Consider the following 24,051-nt stretch of genomic DNA (forward strand, 5'->3'; position numbering starts at 1 on the left):
ATGTACGCCTTTGAACGAAATTCCAACGCCAGGAGGGCTCACGATGAAAAAGATATTCGTGCTCGACACCAATGTACTGTTACATGATCCGCAAGCGATCTTCGCTTTTGATGACAATGAGATCATTATTCCCGCGGTGGTGTTGGAAGAAATTGATTCAAAGAAAAGACTTGCTGATGAGCTTGGCCGTAATGCACGGCATGTATCCCGGCTGCTGGACCAAATGCGGCTGACGGGCCGCTTGCACGAAGGAATTGAACTTGATAACGGGGGCGTTCTCAAGGTAGAACTGAATCATCGCAGCTTCATGCGTGTACAGGAAATGTTCGGTGAAATGTCTAACGACAATCGAATCCTTGCAGTTGCGCTCAATTATCACCTCGAAGAGCAGGACAAAGGGGAACCGCGTCCTGTCATTATCGTCAGTAAAGATGTGCTCGTCCGCATTAAAGCGGATGTACTGGGGCTGGAAGCTCAAGATTATTTGTCCGATCAGGTGGTAGCGCCATCGGATGTGTATGCCGGTTATTTAACACTTAAAGTGCATCCTTCGGTCATTGATGAATTTTATACGTACCGTTTTCTAACGATCAAGAATCTGCTGCTCAATACGCGGCTGCACCCGAATGAATTTGTCATCCTGCGAGATGAGATGGGGACATCGAAATCCGCGCTGCTGAAAGTTAGCCAGGACGGAGCGAGGCTGGAGCCGCTGTATCTCAGCAATGATCCGGTATGGGGGATTACCGCCCGCAATGCGCAGCAACGCATGGCACTGGAGCTGCTGCTCAGTGACGACATTCCGCTCGTTACGCTGACCGGTAAAGCCGGTACAGGCAAGACGCTGCTTGCGCTTGCTGCAGGCTTGATGAAGGTAGAGGATGAGCATAAATACAAGAAGCTGCTGATCGCAAGGCCGGTCGTTCCAATGGGGAAGGATATCGGGTATTTACCAGGTGAGAAGGATGAGAAGCTGCGTCCGTGGATGCAGCCGATTTATGATAATTTGGAATATTTGTTTGATACGAAGAAGTCGGGCGATATTGATAAAATATTAATGGGGCTCGGCAGTATTCAAGTGGAGGCGCTCACCTATATTCGGGGGCGTTCGATACCGGGGCAATTCATCATCATCGATGAAGCGCAAAACTTGACTCGGCATGAGGTCAAAACGATCGTATCGCGTGTCGGAGAAGGAAGTAAAATCGTCCTGATGGGCGATCCGGAGCAGATCGACCATCCTTATCTGGATTCGATCAGCAATGGCCTTACGCATATCGTGGAGCGCTTCAAGCAAGAAAGCGTCAGCGGTCATATGACGCTGGAGAAAGGCGAGCGTTCCAGACTTGCCCAACTGGCAGCGGATCTGCTCTAATCGGATGCTTCCAGCACCGTTTCGGTGCTGCAGCGGTAAGCTCGTGCAATCCCCTCAATAAGTGTAACCTGATGACGGTCTACGGCGAGCAGCCGGCGGCCGTCATTTTGTATGAGGTGGGCAATGGCATGCTCGTCCGCTTGTTCTGCGGCTGAGGCAGGTTCGGCATCAGGCCCGCTGCCGGGAATCAAGCACATGATCGATGCGAGCAATAAGTCGATATAACGATTGTCGGATTGCGTAATCAGTCCATAATCCGTAAAGGTGAGGTTGTTAAGCGACCAATTCTCATCAATTTGGACCCATTGTCCATGCTCGCAGCTGACTTTAAGAGGAGCGACAAAAGCTTCAATGGCATCCGCATCTGCTTGGCTATTGACGAAGAGCAGTGTATCTTCGCTGTCCAGCAAGGTGACTGTCATTTCGTGTACAATTTGCAGGAAGTGATCTGGCAGCAAATCCTCCGGTAATTGCAGATCTACACTGTAAATCGGTTGCATGGTTTCAGCATCCTCTCATGAGGTGTTTTCTCCAAGTATGACGGATCCCAGGGCGGGAAGCAATTTGAAAATGAGTCGATCAACGGGAAATGACAGGCGACAAAAAAGCGCTTTCTTGTTAAAATAAAGATTAGCTAAAATTTTAACTGTAAGCGTAGAGCGATAGAGTTAAGAGTTTGACTTAGAGGAGGGACATGGTGTCACGCAGAAAATATGTCATGCTGCTGCTGTGCGTATTTACCATTTGCGCTGCGCTGCTTGTTCCTATGTTCGGTAAGCCGGGATCACCGGTCACTCACTCAGAAGACGGTCAATTATCGACTGACAAACCTCTGATCGTTGATGGGGACGAACAGGATCGAACGACACTTTCAATTGCAGTCTCGATGGATGAGGCTGAATACCAATATTGGCAGAGCGAGAATGAGCATTTTAAACTTACCCATCCTCGAATCAGCATTCAGATGACGAACATACATAACGAGGATGCAGATGAAGCGAGGAAGAAAGCATCTGAGAATGGCGAACCGTTCGATCTGATGCTGCTTGATAATGATCGTGTGCGCGAATTTGCAGTGCAAGGGTTTCTGCTTCCTGTCGATGAGATCGTTTCAGGGGATACAGCTGCCGACCAATTGGAAGCGCTAACAAGCATTGTGAAGTGGAATGGCTCTTTGTGGGGAGTTCCCCTCGACTGTAATCCGCTGCTTTTGGTTTGGCAGAAAAATCTGCTCAAGGCGGCCGGTTTGGCTGCACCACCAAAGGATCTCGAAGCACTGAAGGCCGCGGTTACGACATTATCAGCAACGAATCCGCAGCTAAGTCCATTTAACCTCAATACGGCTGACGCGAAGGAAATGGCAGCTTGGATGGGCATGTTCAAAGAGAACAGTGAGGCTGCTGCCAATCTGTCTCCATTCACCATCACTCAGAAGGAACAGCTCTATTACGCCGCTGAACATGCTGCACAGTTGTACAGGCTTGCACCAGCCCAGCAGAAAAATCAGCTGCTTGGCGCATTCGGTGCCGGTACACTCATGTCTGCCGTGATGCCATGGACGCTCTTTAAATCCTTGACGGATGATGATAGAGGGCTGCTTTCGATTGCCTCATCGACGGGCCCGGTAGTTCGCGCGAATGGAAGAAGTTTTGTCATGCTGGCAGAAACGCAGCGGGTAAGCGAAGCTAATGAGTATATTACGGAAATGACCACTACGGATTCACAATTGGATCACTATCGGTCACTGGGACGATTGCCTTCGCGCATATCGGCGATGACGAATGAATTTGAATATAACGATATCGATCAAAGGCCTCCGCACTTCCTGGTCGGGATGCTGAGCAGAACAGCTGTAACTCCTGATCCATCATGGAGGGAAAGATGGGAACGCTGGTCGAAGCTGCTTGTCATGCTTGGAGAAAACAAGACCGCACTAGTGCCTGAGCTGACGTCAGAATTTATTTCTCAGTGGAATGAGGAACCGGAACCTCCAATAGGCGGTGCCGAAGCACCGCCAGAGGAGTCATCAAAGACTGATGGTAAGCCTAATCAATAGCTTGCCTTCTTCTATCGTGACCGATTTGGTTTTGAGGAAGGATACGATTTTGGAAGGGTAGAAGCCGAGGTCGAATTCTTTCTCGAGTGCAGTTCTTGTCGTGTCCGGCAGTTCCAAGCCGTTAAAAATGAGCGAATCGACATGGAATAAGATGGATCCGTCTTTCTCCAATGAATAATGTCCAGTTAATTGCACTTCCATGTTGTCGCGTTTGCCGGTTACGATGACTTTGTCTGGTTTGAAAGCAAAGGAGAAATTGTTAAACAGTTCATTTTGCTCTCGCAGGAATGCATTTAGTTTATCATCAGGAATTGAGAGGGAGTAATTGAAGCCGTCTATTTCAAGCATATCCTTGTTGTTTTGCACCCAGGCCGGCATTTGCTTCATCGCTTTGGACAACGCGCTAAAGTATCGTTTCACCTCTAACAATCCGACATTTTGCCAGAAGTCCGTAAATTCATTGATGAGCAGCTTAAGTTTATCTGCATCGGACCGTCCACTAAGCGAGGTGTCTACATCCTGCTGAAGCGCAATGACGCGGCTTCGCTGTGAAGTGAGGCGTTCTTCGACTTCTGCCAGCTGTTCGGATTGTGTATCTAGTTTGCTAATGCTCTTCTTCAGCTCTCGATATTGCTTCATGTACATGTTCAGCGTAAGCTTGTCATTAGAGAAAATGAGATCAAAAAAATCAAGCAGCTGCAGCAGCTCTGATAAATTGTCTGAGGACACAAGCGCGGTCAGAAAAATATCTCTTTCACCTGTGTAATAGGCGCGAAGCACTTTCCCTGCCTCTTCGCGTTTCTTCGCGATGTCTTGTTCTTGGCTTGCCAGCTTCACTTTGGAATCATCCAGCTGCGCAAGGATCGTCTGCTGCTGTTCTTTCACGCGAGCAATTTCCTTGTCAATTTCAACGACGGAGAGGCTTTTCTCCAGTATCGCTCTGACCTCTTCATCCTTCGGGGTTGCAGGGTCGGCGAATACGGGGTAAATGGTCAGCCACACTGCGAGCGCGCAAACGGTGAACGCCGCAATCCGGCGGCGTATCGTTCCTTTCACGAAGGGCTCCCCTTTCTTCACTCTTTGCATGCACTACTATATGCATGTACCAATTCTATTATATCCGCAAGCATTAATTTTGTCCTTGATTTGGAGGGGGATTGCATGAACAGAAACGATCGACGATTATCCTTGATAATTGGGGAGCAAATTGCACAAAGTCAGCGGAAGGGGAGAGGTTCCTCGCTCTCGCAGGAGAATGCGGAGGTCAGCTGTATCTCGTTCCATGATTATATGGCGATGTGTTTATATGACGAGAAGGACGGCTATTATCGTTCCGGTAAAATACGAGTCGGCAAGACAGGCGATTTCTACACGAGCTCTGCGATCGGCTCCATAATGGGCGAGAAGCTGGCAAGCTGCGCAGCATCTTTGATTGAAAGCCAGAAGGAGTCAGCGCCTGTTAGGATCGCTGAATGGGGTGCAGGTACAGGCCTGCTCTCCCAGCAAATGATTGCGGCATGGTCCGCCGCGGGACATTCGTGGCTGTCACATGCGCAGCTCTATATTGTGGACAGCAACCCTGTACACCTGGATGAAGCACAGACGAGGCTGGAACAAGCAATGGCAGCCCAAAACGACAATTCCGATTCACCGCAGCTACAGTTGCGATTCTTGACGCCTGAGAATGCGATGAGCACATTGAAGGATGTAAATAACAGTCCAGCGCCATCGGCGCCTTATATGATCATTATTGCAAATGAACTGCTTGATGCTTTTCCGGTGCACCGGGTCGTCATGGTAGAGGGTCAACTGCTGGAGCTTGGCGTAGCTATGAATGTCAACGCGGATGAAGAAGCGTTCCGCTATGTCTATACAGCACTAACCGATGAACGGATTGCAGAGGTGCTGAAACGGGATGGAATCGATTTGCTTGAAGGGCAAATTACCGAGGTGAACCTCGCTGCTGAGCGATGGATTACGGAGATGAGCGAGTTGGTTGAACACGGAGCACTAGTGCTCGTAGACTATGGACATGAAGCACAGGAATTCACGGCATCGCATCGTATGCAAGGGACGCTGCTTTGCTATAAGGATCATGTGGCGCATGACCGTCCCTTCAGTGCTCCGGGGGAACAGGACATCACCTCACACGTCAACTTCACTGCTTGCAGCCATGCAGCCAAACAGGCGGGCTGGCAAGTGCAGTATTATCATACGCAGAAGCAATTTCTCCTGGATCAAGGCCTTCTAGAGGACCTAGTCGCTCATGATGGGACAAACCCATTCAGCGAAGCGGCAAGACGCAATCGATCCATAAGGCAGCTGCTGCTGAGCGACAATATGAGCGAGTCGTTTAAAGTGATGGTACTCGTCAAAGGTGATTAATAAAACAGTAGAACCATAACGAAAAAAGGCTGTTCCGGAGATGGAATTCCATCTTATCGGAGCAGCCTTTTGGCTATTTGTGAATGTCAGAAGGTCCGTTTATTAGAATGGGTTACCCATTACAAATACGGTCCAATACGTGAAGCTGACGAACGAGATAAACATGTATCCCCAGAACATCAACATATAGGTTCTTTCGGAAAAGTTCAAATAGCCTAACAGGACAAACACGACGGTTTGAATAAAGAACAAGAGTGCCATCTCGGTCATATGTCCTGCAAACGCCATAAGCGCGATTACAAGCGTCCAGAAACCGAGCACTCGGAACATGCGTGCCATGATTTCATCCCCCTTCTCGTCAGTCTCGACCCGATTACTATTGCCCATTATAACGTTTCAGGTAACAAGTGTAAACTGTTTCAGTCGTGACGAATTGGCAAACTTTTTGCCTCTTTTTCACGCTCTGATACAAGTTTGCTTCAAATTGAGAAAAAACATGTATGAGCCGTTAAAAAAATGGATATACAAATTAGTATCCGATAGATTCTATGAACTCTACCAAGGGCATAGAGATAAAGTAAGCGCCTAATGTTAGGAGGTTTTGGTTGCATGACAGCAGTCAGACAAGATGCCTGGAGCCCGGATGATGATCTCATCCTAGCCGAAGTGACGCTGCGGCATATCCGCGAGGGAAGCACGCAGTTGGCCGCTTTTGAAGAAGTAGGGGAGCGGATCGGCCGGACATCGGCCGCATGCGGATTCCGCTGGAACAGTTGTGTCCGCAAACGCTATGAAGATGCGATACAAATTGCAAAGCAGCAACGCCAGAAGCGGAACTATATGAAAAAACAAACGTACGTTGCAACACCTCATGTATCCGCAATCAGCTTGCTCGACACAGAAGAACGTACGTACAAGAACGATCCGTTGACGGAAGAATCGCTATCAATTGATACCGTTATCCGATTTCTGCGGCAATGGAAAGGTACTTATCAGGAACTCAATCGCCAGATCAAGACACTTGAACGTGATCTGCGCGAGAAGGATGAAGAATTGTTCACCTTACGTGAGCTGAATGAAAGATTATCACTTGAAGTCAACAATGCCCAAACGGATTATCGTGCGGTCAATGATGACTACAAGACGCTCATTCAAATTATGGACCGTGCACGCCGATTGACCGTGCTGACAGAAGAAGATGAGGCTAAACCTCGCTTCAAAATGGACGCGAACGGAAACTTGGAACGAATCGAATAGCCGGCATGCTTTAATGAAGGCGGCTCTCCAAAATCTCTCCGAACCTGCTATAGGTGCGGCGGGATTTTTTAGTTTGCTTCTGTTACGATAGGTTTAAACAGGCAGAGGAAGAAATGAGGCAGTACAGTGAGAATGATCATTGTGGGAGCGGGCGCGCTCGGACTTTTATATGGGGCAAGATTGGCAGAAGCCGGAATGGAAGTCACCCTTTTGACGCGCTCGGAAGAACAAGCAAAGCTGCTTCGTGAGGAAGGCATCCGGTTGACCAAACGAGATGGCGTGCCATGTCGGGCCAGTGTACAGGCTTCGACCATAGAATCGTATTCTCCTGATGTACTCCGACAAGAAGATTGGATATGGCTCACCGTCAAGCAAGTACATCTAAGTGAGCAGCTGCTTCAACAGCTGGGACGATTGACTGCCCACGGCTGTTCCATTCTAGCGCTTCAGAACGGGATCGGGCATCTGGATTTGCTGCGCACGGTATGTCCGGAGAATCAGTTGAATGTCGCCATAACGACAGAAGGTGCGATGCGAATCGACGAACATTCCGTTCACCATACAGGAAACGGGATGATAACGTTCGGCAGTTGGCTGAATAATGAAGAAAAAGCGAGCAAACCTCAAAAAATGTTGTTAAAAGCGCTCACTGGTGCAGGAATTGAAGGCAAACTGTCGAATGAAATGGATAATGTTGTTTACCGGAAATTACTAATCAATGCCGTCATAAATCCGCTAACCGGTATCTTCGCGGTGAGGAATGGAGAGCTTCCGTCCGATCCAAGCCGATTACGCTGGATGAAGGCACTCCATGAAGAGTGTGAAGGCATTCTAGTTCATGCCGGAATGGCGAAAGATGGAGGAAGCTGGGAACAACTGCTCCACATTTGCGAAGCGACCGCAGAGAATCAATCTTCCATGCTGCGAGATGTACTGGCAGGACGCCAAACGGAAATCGAATGGATTAACGGCGGCATCGTGTCGCTGGCCAGAACGATGCAAATACCTGCTCCGATGAATGCAGCCATGCTGACACTAATAAAGACACTCCAGACGAACTAATGACCGTAGAGAGGGGCGAATCGAGGATGCAGTGGATTTGGGAAAGCATCAAGAACGTCTACGCTTTTCTGGCCGTTCTTCCGATAATACCGTTTCTACTCGTATATTTTGGTTATGGAGCTTTCACCGGTGATAAGAAGAAAGCATTCAGCACAGCTATGGATGTAACAACGGCACTTCTAATTGGCTGCGTGGCCGTGTTGTTTAATAAAATTTTTCATAGTTCGTTTGGGATCTACGGAATCTTACTCCTTCTACTTCTTGGCGGCGGGCTGCTCGGCAATGTGCAATATCGGTTGAAGGGCAATATCAATATGCGCCGCATTATGCGCGCAATATGGCGACTTGGTTTCTTTCTAATGAGTCTTTGTTACGTCATACTGATGTGTATCGGTATCGGGAAGAGTTTTTTTAACGTGTAATCGTTGTCAGTTGTTCGATATGGATTAGAGGATCACTCTCCGTGTTATAGGAGGGTGTTTTTTTTGACGGTGCGCATTACGTTGTGTACAATGAATGAGAAAAACTGCAATTATTCTATAGGTGTTACTTACGAGGAAGAAAGGTAGAGACTGTCCATGAAAATCGATACGGTTCAGCTGCCTTTCGGACAGCCTGTCACCGAAGCTTATATACATCGAAGCCACCCCGGCGTAGAGGCGTTGTTCGGCAGCCACGCGGCAGAAAATATGCACTGGAAAAGTAGAATGAACTGGCTCTCGGAGAACGTAGATAAGCGCGCCGATGCTCGTCTGCTTGGCGATACGCTCCAAACGTACAATACGCGTTATAACAACGACGCTGCGGTCATGGCGAATGTCGATGCGATCCGTTTAGGGGCGCCGGTCATCGTGACGGGTCAGCAGGCTGGGCTTTGGACAGGACCGCTGCTCGTCATACATAAAGCGGTAACGGCGATTTCGGCTGCGAAAGAAGCCTCGGCACTGCTGGGTTCGGTTGTTGTGCCAGTGTTCTGGATTGCCGGTGAAGACCACGACTTCGATGAAGTCAACCATGCTTATGTGCGTGGAGAAGCTGCTGCGTTGACCCGATTGGCTGTCCAGAGACCGAAGGGTGCTCGCAACGCTGTCAGCAGGACGAAGATCACGCAGGATACGTTCACGGAAGCTGTTCACCTTATTAGCGCGGCACTGCCTGACACATCATTAAAGCCGGAGCTCCTTGAGAAGCTCAGACAGTTTGCGAAACAATCTGAGACCTTGTCCGATTTATTCGCCTATTTGCTAGGGTGGCTGTTCGGCAGTAATGGCCTTATTTTGCTCGATGCGGATGATCCCGGTATACGGAAGCTGGAATCGCCGATGTTCGGTCAAATGCTGGCACGTAATGATGAGCTTGAATCTGCTTACTTCCGCAGCGCAAGTCAGCTCCTAGAGCTTGGATTCACGCCTTCCGCGGATGTCACGCAGGGAAGTGCGAATTTGTTTCTCTTTGACGAGGAAGAGCGGATATTGCTGCATAAGCAGGATGGTCAGTTTCGGAATCGAAAAGGCTCGAAGTCATGGCCTGTAGAGCAATTGCGTGCATGGGCGGATAATGAACCGCAGCGGTTTAGCAATAATGTCCTGTCCAGGCCGATTATGCAGGACTATGTGCTTCCTGTTCTGGCCGCGGTTCTCGGTCCGGGCGAGATCGCTTATTGGTCGCTGACCGGCGAGGCGTTCAAGGTGTTAGGCATGGAGATGCCGATTGTTGTACCGCGGATGTCCTTTACGCTGGTAGAAGACAAAACGTCGAAGTATATGTCCAAGTACGGCTTGTCTTTCGAGGAAGTGGCTTTCCGATTTAAGGCATGTAGAGAAGCGTGGCTTAAGGAGCGGGATGAGACCGGAATTGAAGTTGGTTTCGCCGCAGCTCTTGCAGGTATCGATGCACTTTACGAGCCCTTGAAAACTTTAACAGTTTCTGTCGAGAATGGCCTAGGGGAATTGACCGATCTAAATTTGCTGCGAATCAAGGATCAAATCTCGTATTTGGAGAAGCGAACTATGGATGCGCATGCCAAGAAGTTCGGTGCTGCGCTTCGGCAGCTGGATTGGATCGCGCTGTCATTATGGCCGGATGGCAAGCCTCAGGAACGTGTATTGAACATGATGGATTTCTACAATCGATACGGGAGAACATGGATCGACAAGCTGCTTGAAATCCCATATGATCAGCAGGGCGGCCATCATTTGATTTCGATTTAGAGCAAAGATGAATAACGATGTATAAGACGAAAGGGTGCTGAAAAAATGACCGTTAATGCGAAGCAAAACAGTATCGTGCGTGATATGGCGCTTGCGCCGGAAGGCCACTTGAAAATTGATTGGGTTGCAGCTCATATGCCAGTTCTTAACCGAATTCGTGAGCAATTCGAGAAGGAGCAGCCGTTTAAAGGATTGAAGGTTGCGATCTCTCTTCACTTGGAAGCCAAAACCGCATACTTGGCTAAAGTTGTTCAAGCCGGCGGCGCAGAAGTAACCATTACAGGCAGCAACCCGCTGTCCACACAGGACGATGTATGTGCGGCACTTGTTGAAGATGGCATTACCGTATTTGCGAAATACAATCCGGAGCCGGCAGAGTACAAGTCCTTGCTTGTAAAGGCGCTTGAAACGAAACCTGACCTCATTATCGACGACGGCGGCGATTTCGTCTCGATCCTCCACGCTGAACGCCCTGATCTGATGGAGCAAATCCGCGGCGGCGCAGAAGAAACAACGACAGGCATTCTGCGTCTTAAAGCCATGGAGAAGGATGGTTCATTGAACTTCCCGATGGTTGCCGTTAATGACGCGTTCTGTAAATACTTGTTCGATAACCGTTATGGTACGGGCCAATCCGTATTCGACGGGATCAACCGGACGACGAATCTTGTTGTAGCCGGCAAAACAGTCGTTGTTGCAGGTTATGGATGGTGCGGTAAAGGTGTAGCGATGCGTGCGAAAGGTCTTGGCGCGCAAGTTGTCGTAACGGAAATCGATGCGATCCGTGCCGTTGAGGCTTATATGGATGGTTTCACTGTTCTTCCGATGATAGAAGCAGCTAAACTTGGTGATTTCTTCGTTACGGTAACAGGGAATAAAGATGTCATCCGCGGGGAGCATTACGAAGTGATGAAGAATGGCGCGATTCTATCCAACGCAGGTCACTTTGACGTAGAAGTGAACAAACCTGAGCTTGAGGCGCAGTCCAATGGCAAGCGCGTCGTACGCCGCAACATTGAAGAGTACCAACTGAAAGATGGCCGCAGCATTTATTTGATTGCAGAAGGTCGCTTGGTAAACCTGGCTGCTGGCGATGGCCACCCAGCCGAAATTATGGATATGACGTTTGCACTGCAAGCCATGTCGCTTAAATATGTGAACGACAATTATACCAGCATTGGCAAGAAAGTCGTTAATGTTCCTTACGCGCTGGATGAGCAAGTAGCTCGCTACAAGCTTGAAGCAATCGGAACAGGCATCGACAAACTTTCAGATGAGCAGAAGGCGTATCTGGAGAGCTGGCAAGAACATTAATACGCCTTAATACAAAGGCGCATGAGCATGAGTTCCAATCGGAACCGGTTCATGCGTCTTTTTTCTCCCGCAATATGCAACTTCTACCTTTCCTCCGACGTTTGATAGGTAGGTCGATCATATTACAAAGAAAAGTGGGGGTTGTATCATGAACATGCTTCATGGCAAAGGCGCAACAAAAAAGAGAAGCGTCAGATGGTTTATGCTGGTTGGCATTGCAGTCATGGTATGGATGCTGGCGGGTTGTTCTTCCAGCAACAGTAATTCAAATATGTCGAGCGACGGGTATGCTGGCAGCGCAACCAGTGACAATGCTGCGGTGAGTACGGAGGCAACAGCGCCGCAAATGGCAAACGGTGACTCTGAAATGACCTCGTCATCTTCAAACTCGAGTACTGCAGACAAAGCAGCAAGCAGTGAAGAGGCGGAGGCCCCTGCAGCCGGAATGAGCGACACTGGCGGCAATATTCCGGATGGCGAGTCCAGCTTCACTCGCAAAATCATTTACAAAGCGGCTGTAAACATGGAGGTTGAAGACTACGGAAAGGCTCAAACCTCTCTTCGCAACTTGATTCATTTGTCAGGCGGTTATTTGCTCTCTTATTCGGATAAGAAAACAACTTCCGAGCTTGGCGGCACTTATACGATTAAAGTACCGGCTGCCGGCTTTGATACGTTCATCAGCGAACTGGAGAAAATCAAACACGAAGGCTTCGAGAGCAGTGCGCAAGGAACAGATGTCACGGAAGAATACGTCGATATGGAGGCTCGGCTGAAGGCTCGTCAAGTGGTAGAGGCTCGGCTGACTGCATTCATGGAGAAGGCGACGAAGACGACAGATTTGCTGCAAATTTCAAACCAGCTCGGCGAAGTTCAAACCGAGATCGAGCGGATAAAAGGACGAATTCGCTATCTGGACAAAAATGTGGAATACTCCACCATTGATCTGCGGATGTATCAGGTGTTAGAACCTGTTAATACGAAAGACGAGGAAAAAACAGGGTTTCTGAATCGAATCACGGATGCCATGTCCGGCAGCACGAATGTCGTTTACGCGTTCATTCAAGGTGTGTTTATCTTCATTGCCGGGGCATTGCCGGTATTGGCATTGGCGGCAGTCGTAGGTATTCCTGCTTATATGGCTTACCGAAGCAACCGGCGCAAGCGTAATTTGCGTCCGGCTGCCAGCACAAAAACAGTCCCTGCGCTTGAGGCTGCGGAACCAGCTAAAGAAGATTCAGAACAATAGAATACCCCAGAAGCAAATCGAAGAGCTGCATCACATGTCCCTGGTGACATGTGGGTTCAGCTCTTTTTGCCGTGTTTGGCTATTGCCGGCAGCGCGCTGCAGGGCAACGGTTACGGCGGTTTTCCTAGCGATAGCTGAGCGTTCCTCCTCGGAAGCTTCCAAGAAGGTTGGATTGCAAAATAGAGCGGTCAGTGCTTCCTCGCTGGCAGCTGCTGCTTCTTCTTCACTGTGGAGTAAATAGTGTGTTACTTGATAACAAAGCAGCTCGACCGTGCGAAGAAGGTTGATTTTATAGGTCAAGGCGGAAGTGCCGGTCACAGGCAGGCCCCCTAATGTATGATTCATCCAGCATTTCTTTTCTAGTGTACACGAACCAAAGAACTAAAAAGTTTCAAAACCGTAACAAGGTTAATCCCATAAATTATTTTATTAAATCCTGCTAAAGGAGCAGGATTTCCTTTTGCTGTGGCGAATAGTTCAACACTAGTGGTGGAAAGTGGGGTTAAGTGGAGGATTTGGGGGAAGGGGTGGAGCGGTTCAATGTTTATGGGCGAATATCAGCATAGCATTGACGAGAAAGGCCGCATCATTATCCCGGCTAAATTCCGCGAACAACTTGGCGACCACTTTGTTGTCACACGAGGACTTGATAACTGTTTGTTTGTTTATCCGCAAAGCGAGTGGAGCTTGCTGGAACAGAAGCTGAAATCGCTGCCCATGATGAAGTCGGATGCACGTGCGTTCTCTCGTTTTTTCTTCTCGGGAGCAACGGAATGCGAGCTCGATAAACAGGGAAGGGTAAACTTACCGAATACGCTGTGCGAATATGCCAAGCTGGACAAGGACTGTATTGTGCTGGGCGTTTCGAACCGTGTGGAAATCTGGAGCAAACCGATCTGGGAGAGCTATTTCAAGCAATCCGAAGAGACCTTCAATGATATTGCAGAGAAGCTTGTTGATTTTGATTTTAATTTTTAGCTCGCTTGCCGAATCAGTTAGGGTAGCGAGGGCTTTAGAGCAGGGAGGATTACAGCATGTTTCAACACATCACAGTATTGAAAGAAGAAGCAGTAGATGGACTTGCCATTAAACCGGACGGTATCTACGTGGATTGTACACTCGGAGGCGCCGGTCACAGCGAACTTATCGCATCAAGGCTTGGACCTGAGGGACGATTGATTGCATTAGACCAGGACGACTGGGCACTCGACAACGCGCGCGTCAGACTGTCCGCTTACATGGATCGTGTCACACTAGTTAAAAGTAACTTTCGTTATTTAGCGCATGTGCTGAAGGATTTAGGGATTGCCGGTGTAGACGGAGTATTGTTCGATTTAGGCGTTTCCAGTCCGCAGCTCGATGAAGGTGAACGCGGCTTTAGCTACAATCACGATGCACCGCTTGATATGCGGATGGATCAAGACGGCATGCTGACAGCAGATGATATTGTCAATACATGGGATGAACGTGAAATCTCCCGTATTATTACGAACTACGGTGAAGAGCGATTTGCCAGATCGATCGCACGCAAGATTATCGCAGCCAGAGAGCAGAAGCGAGTCGAAACAACCGGCGAGCTGGTTGAGATTATTAAATCCGGCATTCCTGCTGCTGCAAGGCGGACAGGCCCGCATCCAGCGAAACGTACGTTTCAAGCGCTGCGGATTGCGGTTAACGATGAGCTTGGTGCAGAAGAAGAAGGTCTTGAACAGACAATAGACGTATTGAATGCCGGAGGTAGAGCTTCAGTCATTACGTTTCATTCCCTGGAAGATCGTATTTGCAAGCAGTTGTTTGCGAAATTTGTTGAAAAATGCACCTGCCCAACCGACTTCCCGTTGTGTGTTTGCGGCGGAGGCGGCAAGGTGAAGCTTGTGAATCGCAAACCGATTCTACCTAGCGAAGAGGAATTGGAGCAGAACCCAAGATCACGTTCCGCAAAGCTCCGAGTTGCCGAGAAATTGTAATCGCATAGAAGACAACACACCATAGATGTCGTTTTATAAGTAACAGAGAAGGGGAGAGGGTACCGCAATGGCTTATGTGAATGGGAATCTAGCGCTGCAACCGAAACGAAAACCGGAACAGCGGCCGCAATTCCGAGAAACCAAAAAAGTTGTAATCAAGCGAAAGTCGCTGCCGGTGCAGGAGAAACTGCTGTACATGTTTACGATTCTCGTTTGCGTGATTGTAGCTGGCGTCGTTATTTTCCGTTATGCACAAATCTACCAGATGGAGCTTCAAATCAAGCAATTGACGAAGCAGCATGAGCAGTTGACTGAGCAGGTAGCCTTTTTGACTTCGGAATACGAGAAGGCCAATGATCCGGCTAATATTCGGGATCAAGCAAAGAAACTAGGCTTGGAGCAGGATGACAATCCGATTAAAGTAAGCGTGTCGACACCAAAAGATACGAATGCAAGCGGCAAGGAATAGGTGAACCGTTATGACAAAGAGAATTAAAATACGGACATTGTTGGTCGGAGGGCTTATCACCCTCCTTTTTGTTTTATTGGCGGGCAGAATCTACTGGGTTCAAGTTGTACATGCAGATTTCTGGGCGGACAAAGCGAGAGAAGTATGGTCGAGGTCGGAGAAGCTTATTCCGGTTCGCGGTACGATTACAGACCGGGATGGCAATGTACTGGCAATGGATGTTGCGGCATATACGGTTGCCGTCAATCCAAAGGTCATTCATGACTTGAAGCTGGAAAACGTCATCATCAACAAGTTGAGCGGTGTGCTTGGTAAATCGCAGATTTCGCTGCGCGAGATTGTAGAGGCGAAGCAGAAGAACGGCGAATACTATCAGCAGCGCGAGGTGCGCAAAGAAGGCTGGAAGATTGACAAGTCGGTTGCGGATCGGATTCTCCGTTTCAGAGACCAGCTCGTCGAAGAAACCGGCCACAAGGATGTAGGCATCTACTTGATCGATCAACAGAAGCGCTCTTATCCCAAAGGCAGTTTGGCTTCCCACATTCTCGGTTATGAGAACAAGGAAGGTAAAGCTGTAATGGGGCTTGAGGCATCGCTGGATGAGCAGTTAAGAGGCACAGAAGGCGAAATCAAATACGAGCGGGACGGTAATGGCGTCATTCTGGAAGATGGAACAGTCAGTTTTAAGCCTTCCGTGGATGGTAAAAACGTTAAGCTGACGATTGATACCGAAATCCAGCACTATATCGAAGAAGCGATTAAAGAAACGTATGATAAATATAAGCCTAAGAGCATCACGGCGATTGCGGCGGACCCGCAAACGATGGAAATTCTCGGATTGGCGAATATGCCCGATTTTAACCCGAACTCGTACTGGACTGCACCGCAGGAGAACTTTTACGATCATTCTATTAAGTCCTTGTACGAGCCGGGTTCGACGTTTAAGATCGTGACGCTGTCAGGTGCCGTTCAGGAAGGCATGTTCAATCCGGACGAAACGTTCAAATCCGGCGTTATCAAAGTGGCAGGCGAATCGATCCATGATATCAATCGTGAAGGCTGGGGAACCATTTCGTTCTTGGAAGGGCTGAAGCGGTCCAGTAACGTTGCTTTCATCAAGCTTGGCTACGAACGGCTGAAAGCAGAGAAGCTGATGGACTATATCACCAAATTCGGCTTCAGCCAGAAGACTGGTATTGAGCTTCCCGGCGAAATCAAGGGACAGGTTAATTTCAATCCCCGTTATGCAACTGAGGTTGCAACCGCAGCTTTCGGTCAAGGTAAAGTACTCGTGACGCCGATTCAACAGGTTGCGGCTGTAGCTGCCGTTGCTAATGGCGGCAAGCTGCTTGTACCGCATCTTATTAAAGAAATTCAAGATCCGGTTTCGAAGAAAGTAGAAGTGATCAAACCACAGGTCGTCCGTCAGGTGATCACCGAACAAACGGCCAAGAAAGTGGATGAATATTTGGAGCAGGTCGTTTCTGACCAAGAGATCGGTTCCGGCCGCAGAGCCTACATTGAAGGTTACCGTGTAGCAGGTAAAACAGGTACGGCTCAGAAAGTTGTCAACGGCGGATATGCAGACGACAAGTACGTGATTTCTTTCATCGGCTTCGCGCCTGTAGGCAACCCGAAGATCGTTCTTTATCTTGTTATGGATGAGCCGAATGATCGGTTAGCTTCCGGTGGTATCGTTATGGCGCCTATTTTCAAGAAGATCGTGCAGCAAAGTCTTCGCCATATGGGTGTTGATCCGGTGACATCAGTGAAGACGACAGCCTCTAGTACGCCGAATCAAGAGCAAACCGTCGAAATTCCAAGCTTGACTAAGCTGGATCTAACGAATGCGAAAAATAAATTGAAATCGAGCAAGCTCAATTACGAAGTTGTCGGTAAAGGCAAGACCGTCCTGCAGCAAATTCCTAAGGCAGGTACGGCCGTCAGTCCGGATCAGCGGATCTATCTTCTAACCGAAGAGAGAACGAAGCTGCCAATTCCGAATATGACCGGCTTATCGCTTCGAGATGCGATGGAGATGTGCTCGATCCTGCAGATTCGCGTTATGACGACAGGGGAAGGCTTCGTAACCTCGCAATCATTAGCGAAACAAGGCGAGAACAAAGTGCTCAAGCTTGTCCTGTCACCGCCGGCTCTACAAGCCTCCACACAGACGGAAGACGGAGAAAATGCATCAAAAGGAGCAACAGACAACAGCAAATCGGGTACTGCTTCTGGGGGATAGGCTTGTTCTAACCCCCTTTTTCTTTGAATAGGCTTGGATTAGGAAACGGATGGACGAACGTTCCCGTTTTACGAGCTATTCGGAGGGGATGTTAAGTGAAGGTTTCGAGTGTGACGATTAGGCGCAGGCTGTTTACGGCGCTTCTTATTGGCATTCTTGCATTCTCGCTTCTGGCCGGACGGCTGGGTTATGTGCAGCTGTGGAAAGGCGAGGAGCTTGCAGCGAAAGCGGAGGACTCCTGGCGCAGGGAAATTCCGTTCTCGGCGAAGCGGGGCGAGATTTTGGACCGAAACGGCACCATGCTTGCGTATAATATAAGCTCGCCTACCGTTATGGCGATACCTGCCCAGATCAAGGATGCGAAGTCGACTGCCGCTCAGCTAGCCAGTGTACTGGATATGTCGGAGGAAGTAATCTATACAACGATTAAGAAAAAGCAGATGATCGTAAGTCTTAAACCAGGCGGTCGCAAAATCACTACGGAAAAAGCGCAGCAAATTCGGGATCTTAATTTGCCGGGAATTGTGGTAGCCGAAGACAACAAACGCTACTATCCGCTCGGAAGCTTCGCATCACATGTACTCGGATTTACCGGCATTGATAATCAAGGCTTAACCGGCATTGAAGCGAAATATGACGATCTTCTGGAAGGTATCAACGGAAATATTTCGTTCTTGTCAACGGCCGGAGGCGGACAGATGCCGGGCTCAGGCGATACCTATTTGGAGCCTAAAGACGGGCTTAACTTAGAACTTACGATAGACAAGCAGATACAAACGATTATGGAGCGGGAACTTGATCAAGCGATGGTCAAGTTTCAGGCCGATGACATCATTGCGATCGCAATGGACCCTACGAACGGCGAAATTCTCGGAATGGCCAGCAGGCCAACTTACGAACCGGACAAATACCGTGATGTTGATCCGGCGATCTACAATCGCAATTTGCCGATTTGGATGACGTATGAGCCGGGGTCCACGTTCAAGATCATTACGCTGGCAGCCGCGCTCGAAGAAGGAAAAGTAAATCTAACGGGTGAGCATTTCTTTGATCCGGGCGCTGTTGAAATCGGCGGCGCCAGGCTGCGCTGCTGGAAGAAAGGCGGCCATGGCAGCCAAACCTTCCTTGAAGTGGTGCAGAACTCTTGTAACCCGGGATTCGTCGCGCTAGGCAACCGACTTGGCAAAGAGAAGCTGTTCGATTATATTAAGAACTTCGGCTTCGGTAAAAAAACCGGCATCGACCTCGGCGGCGAGGAGAACGGTATTATGTTCAAAATGAGCCAGGTCGGTCCAGTTGAGCTTGCGACTACCGCATTCGGTCAAGGGGTGTCGGTTACACCAATTCAACAGATCACTGCTGTTTCGGCAGCGATCAATGGGGGTACACTGTATAAGCCGCATGTCGCCAAATCATGGATTAATCCAGAGACAGGCGATACGGTAAGTACAGTAGAGCCGGAAGCGGTTCGAACCGTCATATCCGAGAAAACGAGCAAGCAGGTGCGAGAGGCACTGGAGAGCGTCGTTGCCAAAGGAACAGGACGCAATGCCTTCATAGATGGCTATCGTGTCGGCGGTAAGACAGGTACAGCCCAGAAAGTTATCAACGGCCGATATTCACCGAATGAGCATATCGTATCCTTTATTGGTTTTGCTCCGGCAGACGATCCGAAGATCGTGGTATACGTCGCAGTCGATAACCCGCAAGGCATTCAATTCGGGGGTGTCGTCGCCGCGCCTATCGTACACAATATTTTGGAAGATGCACTGCCGTATATGGGAGTTGCTCCGCGGAAGGATCAACTGAGCAAAGAGTATAAATACGGGGAGACACCGATTGTGGTCGTTCCGAATCTCATCGGCAAGACTGTATCTGATATTTATGAGGATTTGAATATGAACTTCAATTTAACCTCGGCCGGGAGCGGGGACACCGTGATAAGGCAGTCACCTGCTGCGGGAACGCGGGTCGATCGAGGGTCAACCATACGGATTTATTTAGCAAAAGACGATGATGAAAGCTCTGTTCGCTGACTATAATGAGTATAGATAGATGAAGTAGGCCGCGACCCAACTTTGCTGCTTCTTCATAGGCGGCCCTGCGCAGATTTGATCTGCTCACGGGAGGGGACTTAAGCGATGCGTGTAGAACACTTGGCTGCACTGCTGCTCACATCTGTTCTGGTTGGTGAAGGGACGGCGGAGGTTGGTAGTATTGAGACCGACTCCCGCCGCGTCTTGCCAGGCTGCGTCTTTATCTGTTTGCGTGGACATAAGGTTGACGGGCATGATTATGCCGCGGAGGCCGTTGCTAGAGGGGCCGTTACCCTGGTTGTGGAGAGACAGCTGGATCTGCCAATCCCTCAACTTATCGTCAAAGACAGCCGTTATGCGATGGCCGTGATCGCCAATCATTATTTTGATTATCCAAGCCGTAAGCTGAAATTGATCGGCGTTACGGGCACGAACGGTAAAACAACGACAACGTATCTGATCGAGAAAATTATGAGTGACGCAGGGTTCAGTACCGGTGTTATTGGAACGGTGGAAATGCGCTATGCCGGCAAATCGCTGCCGATGTCGGGAACGACACCTGAGGCGCACGAGCTGCAGCGTTCACTTGCTGCCATGGCAGAGGCAGGGACGGAATACTGCATTATGGAAGTTTCCTCGCATGCGCTGGAGCAGGGACGAGTGAAGGGCAGCCGCTATCGGACAGCGATTTTCACCAATTTGACGCAGGATCATCTCGACTATCATGCTACGATGGAGAGGTATGCATCAGCGAAAGGGCTGTTGTTCTCCCGGCTTGGCAATGAATTCGGGCGTACGCCGGAGGATCGTTTGTTTGCGGTACTGAATGCTGACGACGCAGCCTCGCCTAAGTATGCAGACGTTACGACAGCTGAGGTTGTTACTTACGGCATCGATCATGATGCGGATGTGCGCGCCGATAAAGTGCGTATAACTGCCCACGGGACAGCTTTCCATGTGGAAACGTTCGCCGGTTCTGCGGATATTACACTGCGGATGGCCGGTAAATATAATGTGTACAATGCGTTAAGTGCCATAAGTGCTGCTCTAATTGAGGGTATTTCACTGAAGCAGATTAAGCAAAGTCTGGAAGACATCCCCGGTGTTCCAGGCCGCGTCGAGTCCGTTCAAGCCGGACAGAAGTTCGCGGTCATCGTCGATTATGCCCATACGCCTGACGGACTACAGAATGTGCTTACCGCTGTGAAGGAATTTGCCGTGGGGCGCGTCATTTGTGTATTTGGCTGCGGCGGCGACCGTGACCGGACAAAACGGCCGCTTATGGGCCAAATCGCCGCGCAGCTTGCGGATTATTGCATCCTTACATCGGATAATCCCCGTACGGAGGATCCGGAACGTATCCTGCTGGACGTTGAAGCAGGACTTGTACAGGACAATACGGCTGCGAATCGTTACGAGCTGCTCGTTGATCGAAGAGCGGCGATACAAAAAGCGGTTGAAATGGCGAGGCGTGACGATGTAGTATTAATTGCGGGGAAAGGCCACGAAACCTATCAGGATATCGGCGGCGTCAAGTATGACTTTGACGACCGCGAGGTGGCTAAAGAAGCGATAAGGAGTCTTTCATAGTGATTACACGTAAATTAAGCGCGATTGCCGCCATGTGCAGTGGAACGATACAAAACGATACAGATGCCGGCAGTCTGGAAATAACCGGCGTCTCCATCAACTCCCGGCGCATGTCGCCGGGTCAGTTGTTCATTCCGATCAAAGGCGAGAACTTTGACGGTCATGAATTTGCAAGCAGCGCCATTGAAGGCGGTGCAGTTGCTACGCTGTGGCAGAGGGATAAAGAACTTCCTAATGCGTTGGCGACTGGTGTGCCTCTTATTCTGGTGGACGATACAACTGCGGCACTGCAGCAGCTTGCTTCGGCATACCGTGACGAATTGCGGGTGCGCGTAGTTGGCGTAACAGGCAGCAATGGCAAAACGACAACGAAAGATATGGTCGCAGCGCTGCTGTCGGGCTTTTTTCGCGTGCATAAAACAGATGGCAACTATAACAATCATATCGGCTTGCCGCTAACGCTTCTGGCATTAGAAGAAGGCGTGGAAGTTGTTGTGCTTGAGATGGGGATGAGTGAGTTCGGCGAGATCGATCTGTTGACTCGACTTGCGAAACCCGATGTTGCGATCATTACCAATATCGGCGAATCTCACATGCTTCAGCTTGGTTCACGTGCAGGCATTACCCAAGCGAAGCTTGAAATTGTAGCGGGACTGAAGCCTGGCGGCCTGCTGCTTATTAATGGTGATGAACCGCTTCTGCACGAGGGGCTTAAGCAGGTTTCGTTGCCGGAACTGACCGAGGTACAAACCTTCGGTTTGCAGGAAGGCAATCGATGGGCGGCTGAGAATGTAGTCGTGAACGCAACAACTTCTGTATTTGATTTATGCGGCGATAATGGGCTGCAGCACGTTGAACTTCCTGTGGCCGGCACGCATAATGTATCCAATGCGCTCGCGGCGATTGCGACAGCCAAGAAGTTTGGTATGCCGGACGAAGTCATTCGCGAAGGATTCGCTGGGCTGAAGCTGACAGCGATGCGCATTGAGCCGGGTCGTGCGTATAATGGAGCAATGGTACTTAATGATGCATACAATGCCAGTCCGACATCCGTCCGCGCCGCGATTGACCTCGTAGCAGGGCTGTCGGGTTATCACTGTAAATGGCTCGTCCTTGGCGATATGCTGGAGCTCGGGCCGGATGAAGAAGCGATGCATGGCGCAATCGGCGCTTATGTGAATCCGTCGAAGGCAGATCGTGTGCTGACATACGGTAAGCTATCGCAGAATATCGCCTCTGAAGCGGCAAAGCAATTTGACGGCTCAGACCTCGTTAAAGCATTTGAAGATAAGCAACAACTTATAGAATGGCTCCGCGCACAACTAGTGCCGGAAGATCTCATACTGGTGAAAGGATCCCGCGGCATGCGCATGGAAGAAATCGTCCATGACCTGCAGCGTGCATAGAGGTGAAATTATGGACGTAAAGGTCATTCTTCTGTCAATCGGCGCTTCCTTCATGCTTGCGATACTGTTCGGACCTTTGTTCATTCCGCTGCTGAAACGGATGAAATTCGGCCAGCAGATCCGTACAGACGGCCCGCAAAGCCATCTGAAGAAATCAGGGACACCGACTATGGGCGGCATCATCATTATGCTGGCTGTCTTGCTGGCGTTCCTAAAGTTCTCGGATAAGACGTCTTCTTTCTGGGTGCTGCTTGTTGCATCGCTCGGATTTGGTCTGGTCGGATTTCTGGATGATTATATCAAAATCGTATTTAAACGTTCGCTTGGCCTTACAGCGATGCAAAAGCTAATTGGCCAACTGATTTTTTCCGTAATTATATGTGTACTGCTCTATCAAATGAATCACAGCACGGTGATCGGGATTCCAGGGACGTCCGCAGAGCTTGATTTCGGATGGTTCTATTATCCGTTCGTCGTTATTATGTTGTTCGGCACAACGAATGCGGTTAACTTCACAGACGGCGTCGACGGATTGCTGGCAGGGACAGGCGCAGTCGCGTTCACGGCCTTCGCGATTCTCGCGCTGCATGCAAGCGAACATGAATCCGCCATCTTCTCGGCGACGATGATCGGCGCGATGCTGGGCTTCTTGGTATTCAATGCGCATCCGGCCAAAGTGTTCATGGGCGATACAGGCTCACTTGGCATCGGCGGCGGTATGGCGGCTGTTGCGATTCTAACCAAAACCGAAATATTACTGGTCATTATCGGCGGCGTTTTCGTTCTGGAGATGCTGTCGGTTATACTGCAAGTAGGTTCTTTCAAACTACGAGGCAAACGAATCTTCAAAATGAGCCCGATCCATCATCATTTCGAATTGTCCGGCTGGTCGGAGTGGAAGGTTGTTACTTCCTTCTGGTTCGTCGGGATTGTATTCGCGGCGATCGGTTTGCTGCTGGGACGGTAAGTGCCTAAGGGCATGTTAGGGAAAGGACGCTGGGAGTACACCGCTGCGCGTGCGGATCATTGTTTCGATCGCTGTTGTCCCCCGAATTTCTTGATTCTATAACTGATCTAGTGGTAGAAATTCGGTTGACAAAGGCGAACGCTAACGCTTCTACACAACGATTCCGCCCGCTCCGCTCTTGTACCCGGCTATTTTTATAATGTCCCGAATGGACAAGGCGGCGCAGCCGCCGACGTGCTCTTAAGTCCCGAAGGGACAAGGCAGCGCAGCTGCCGATAACTAACCGTGCGCGGGAAATGGGAGCGTGTCCCGAAAGGGACGAAAGCGGGCACTACGCATTGGTTGCAACAACGACGCGCCGCTGTGACCAAAACGTTCTTCAGTGACGTAGTCAACAGGTAACACGGGAGCGCCAACATGAAAGTTAGTCCCGTAAGGGACTTCGAGCACCCCACCAACAGAA

Annotated in this window: 21 protein-coding genes; 17 read left to right on the forward strand and 4 right to left on the reverse strand. The window is 49.6% G+C overall.

Annotation, left to right across the window (positions count from 1 at the left end):
• The first annotated feature begins 43 nt into the window (after nt 1–43).
• A complete protein-coding gene (locus AC506A_RS00685; RefSeq protein ID WP_495459106.1) occupies nt 44–1,375 on the forward strand; it encodes a PhoH family protein in 1,332 nt (443 codons plus the stop codon).
• On the opposite strand, the gene AC506A_RS00690 is transcribed toward AC506A_RS00685, so the two are convergent.
• Nucleotides 1,372–1,875 carry a hypothetical protein gene (locus AC506A_RS00690; RefSeq protein WP_495459107.1) on the reverse strand — a complete coding sequence of 168 codons (504 nt, stop codon included), beginning with the start codon at nt 1,873–1,875 and terminating at the stop codon, nt 1,372–1,374. The two genes, AC506A_RS00685 and AC506A_RS00690, sit on opposite strands and share 4 nt — an antisense overlap.
• A gap of 194 nt (nt 1,876–2,069) precedes the next feature.
• On the opposite strand from AC506A_RS00690, the gene AC506A_RS00695 reads away from it, so the two are divergent.
• Nucleotides 2,070–3,431: an ABC transporter substrate-binding protein gene (locus tag AC506A_RS00695; RefSeq protein WP_495459108.1), complete on the forward strand. Its 1,362-nt coding sequence runs from the start codon at nt 2,070–2,072 to the stop codon at nt 3,429–3,431.
• On the opposite strand, the gene AC506A_RS00700 is transcribed toward AC506A_RS00695, so the two are convergent.
• On the reverse strand, nt 3,402–4,487 hold the full coding sequence (locus AC506A_RS00700; protein WP_495459109.1) for a coiled-coil domain-containing protein: 1,086 nt from the start codon (nt 4,485–4,487) through the stop codon (nt 3,402–3,404). The two genes, AC506A_RS00695 and AC506A_RS00700, sit on opposite strands and share 30 nt — an antisense overlap.
• A 105-nt stretch (nt 4,488–4,592) precedes the next feature.
• On the opposite strand from AC506A_RS00700, the gene AC506A_RS00705 reads away from it, so the two are divergent.
• Complete coding sequence (locus AC506A_RS00705; protein WP_495459110.1) at nt 4,593–5,816, forward strand: class I SAM-dependent methyltransferase; 1,224 nt, start codon at nt 4,593–4,595, stop codon at nt 5,814–5,816.
• Nucleotides 5,817–5,918: 102 nt separating this feature from the next.
• On the opposite strand, the gene AC506A_RS00710 is transcribed toward AC506A_RS00705, so the two are convergent.
• Entirely contained in the window at nt 5,919–6,155 is a 237-nt protein-coding gene (locus tag AC506A_RS00710) for a DUF2626 domain-containing protein (RefSeq protein WP_090979850.1), read from the reverse strand.
• Nucleotides 6,156–6,425: 270 nt separating this feature from the next.
• On the opposite strand from AC506A_RS00710, the gene AC506A_RS00715 reads away from it, so the two are divergent.
• From AC506A_RS00715 to AC506A_RS00740, 6 genes are all read left to right on the forward strand, one after another.
• Nucleotides 6,426–7,073, forward strand: a complete 648-nt coding sequence (locus AC506A_RS00715) for an RsfA family transcriptional regulator (protein ID WP_495459111.1) — start codon at nt 6,426–6,428, stop codon at nt 7,071–7,073.
• Between the two features lie 132 nt (nt 7,074–7,205).
• Nucleotides 7,206–8,135, forward strand: a complete 930-nt coding sequence (locus tag AC506A_RS00720) for a ketopantoate reductase family protein (RefSeq protein ID WP_495460928.1) — start codon at nt 7,206–7,208, stop codon at nt 8,133–8,135.
• Between the two features lie 26 nt (nt 8,136–8,161).
• Nucleotides 8,162–8,557 carry a DUF3397 domain-containing protein gene (locus tag AC506A_RS00725; RefSeq protein WP_494818750.1) on the forward strand — a complete coding sequence of 132 codons (396 nt, stop codon included), beginning with the start codon at nt 8,162–8,164 and terminating at the stop codon, nt 8,555–8,557.
• Between the two features lie 156 nt (nt 8,558–8,713).
• Nucleotides 8,714–10,345: a bacillithiol biosynthesis cysteine-adding enzyme BshC gene (gene bshC / locus AC506A_RS00730; protein ID WP_495459112.1), complete on the forward strand. Its 1,632-nt coding sequence runs from the start codon at nt 8,714–8,716 to the stop codon at nt 10,343–10,345.
• A 45-nt stretch (nt 10,346–10,390) separates the two neighbouring features.
• Nucleotides 10,391–11,659 (forward strand): adenosylhomocysteinase, encoded by a 1,269-nt coding sequence (locus tag AC506A_RS00735; RefSeq protein WP_495459113.1) that lies wholly within the window; start codon nt 10,391–10,393, stop codon nt 11,657–11,659.
• 148 nt (nt 11,660–11,807) lie between these two features.
• Nucleotides 11,808–12,908, forward strand: coding sequence for a DUF4349 domain-containing protein (locus AC506A_RS00740; protein ID WP_495459114.1), 1,101 nt, complete (start codon nt 11,808–11,810; stop codon nt 12,906–12,908).
• 30 nt (nt 12,909–12,938) lie between these two features.
• On the opposite strand, the gene AC506A_RS00745 is transcribed toward AC506A_RS00740, so the two are convergent.
• Nucleotides 12,939–13,226 carry a hypothetical protein gene (locus AC506A_RS00745; RefSeq protein WP_495459115.1) on the reverse strand — a complete coding sequence of 96 codons (288 nt, stop codon included), beginning with the start codon at nt 13,224–13,226 and terminating at the stop codon, nt 12,939–12,941.
• A gap of 222 nt (nt 13,227–13,448) precedes the next feature.
• On the opposite strand from AC506A_RS00745, the gene mraZ reads away from it, so the two are divergent.
• From mraZ to mraY, 8 genes are all read left to right on the forward strand, one after another.
• Entirely contained in the window at nt 13,449–13,886 is a 438-nt protein-coding gene (mraZ, locus tag AC506A_RS00750) for a division/cell wall cluster transcriptional repressor MraZ (protein ID WP_494818755.1), read from the forward strand.
• Nucleotides 13,887–13,942: 56 nt separating this feature from the next.
• Complete coding sequence (rsmH, locus tag AC506A_RS00755) at nt 13,943–14,875, forward strand: 16S rRNA (cytosine(1402)-N(4))-methyltransferase RsmH (RefSeq protein ID WP_495459116.1); 933 nt, start codon at nt 13,943–13,945, stop codon at nt 14,873–14,875.
• 67 nt (nt 14,876–14,942) lie between these two features.
• Nucleotides 14,943–15,344, forward strand: a complete 402-nt coding sequence (locus AC506A_RS00760; protein WP_495459117.1) for an FtsL-like putative cell division protein — start codon at nt 14,943–14,945, stop codon at nt 15,342–15,344.
• A gap of 10 nt (nt 15,345–15,354) precedes the next feature.
• The gene (locus AC506A_RS00765; protein ID WP_495459118.1) at nt 15,355–17,589 is read left to right on the forward strand and encodes a penicillin-binding transpeptidase domain-containing protein; all 2,235 of its coding nucleotides are present in this window, start codon (nt 15,355–15,357) and stop codon (nt 17,587–17,589) included.
• 95 nt (nt 17,590–17,684) lie between these two features.
• Complete coding sequence (locus AC506A_RS00770) at nt 17,685–19,625, forward strand: stage V sporulation protein D (protein ID WP_495459119.1); 1,941 nt, start codon at nt 17,685–17,687, stop codon at nt 19,623–19,625.
• Between the two features lie 105 nt (nt 19,626–19,730).
• On the forward strand, nt 19,731–21,215 hold the full coding sequence (locus AC506A_RS00775) for a UDP-N-acetylmuramoyl-L-alanyl-D-glutamate--2,6-diaminopimelate ligase (RefSeq protein ID WP_495459120.1): 1,485 nt from the start codon (nt 19,731–19,733) through the stop codon (nt 21,213–21,215).
• Entirely contained in the window at nt 21,215–22,621 is a 1,407-nt protein-coding gene (locus tag AC506A_RS00780) for a UDP-N-acetylmuramoyl-tripeptide--D-alanyl-D-alanine ligase (protein WP_495459121.1), read from the forward strand. Before AC506A_RS00775 ends, AC506A_RS00780 begins: the two co-directional genes overlap by 1 nt.
• 10 nt (nt 22,622–22,631) lie before the next feature.
• Nucleotides 22,632–23,588 carry a phospho-N-acetylmuramoyl-pentapeptide-transferase gene (gene mraY, locus AC506A_RS00785; protein WP_495459122.1) on the forward strand — a complete coding sequence of 319 codons (957 nt, stop codon included), beginning with the start codon at nt 22,632–22,634 and terminating at the stop codon, nt 23,586–23,588.
• Nucleotides 23,589–24,051 lie beyond the last annotated feature (463 nt).

The organism is Paenibacillus sp. N22P23 (assembly GCF_059383735.1).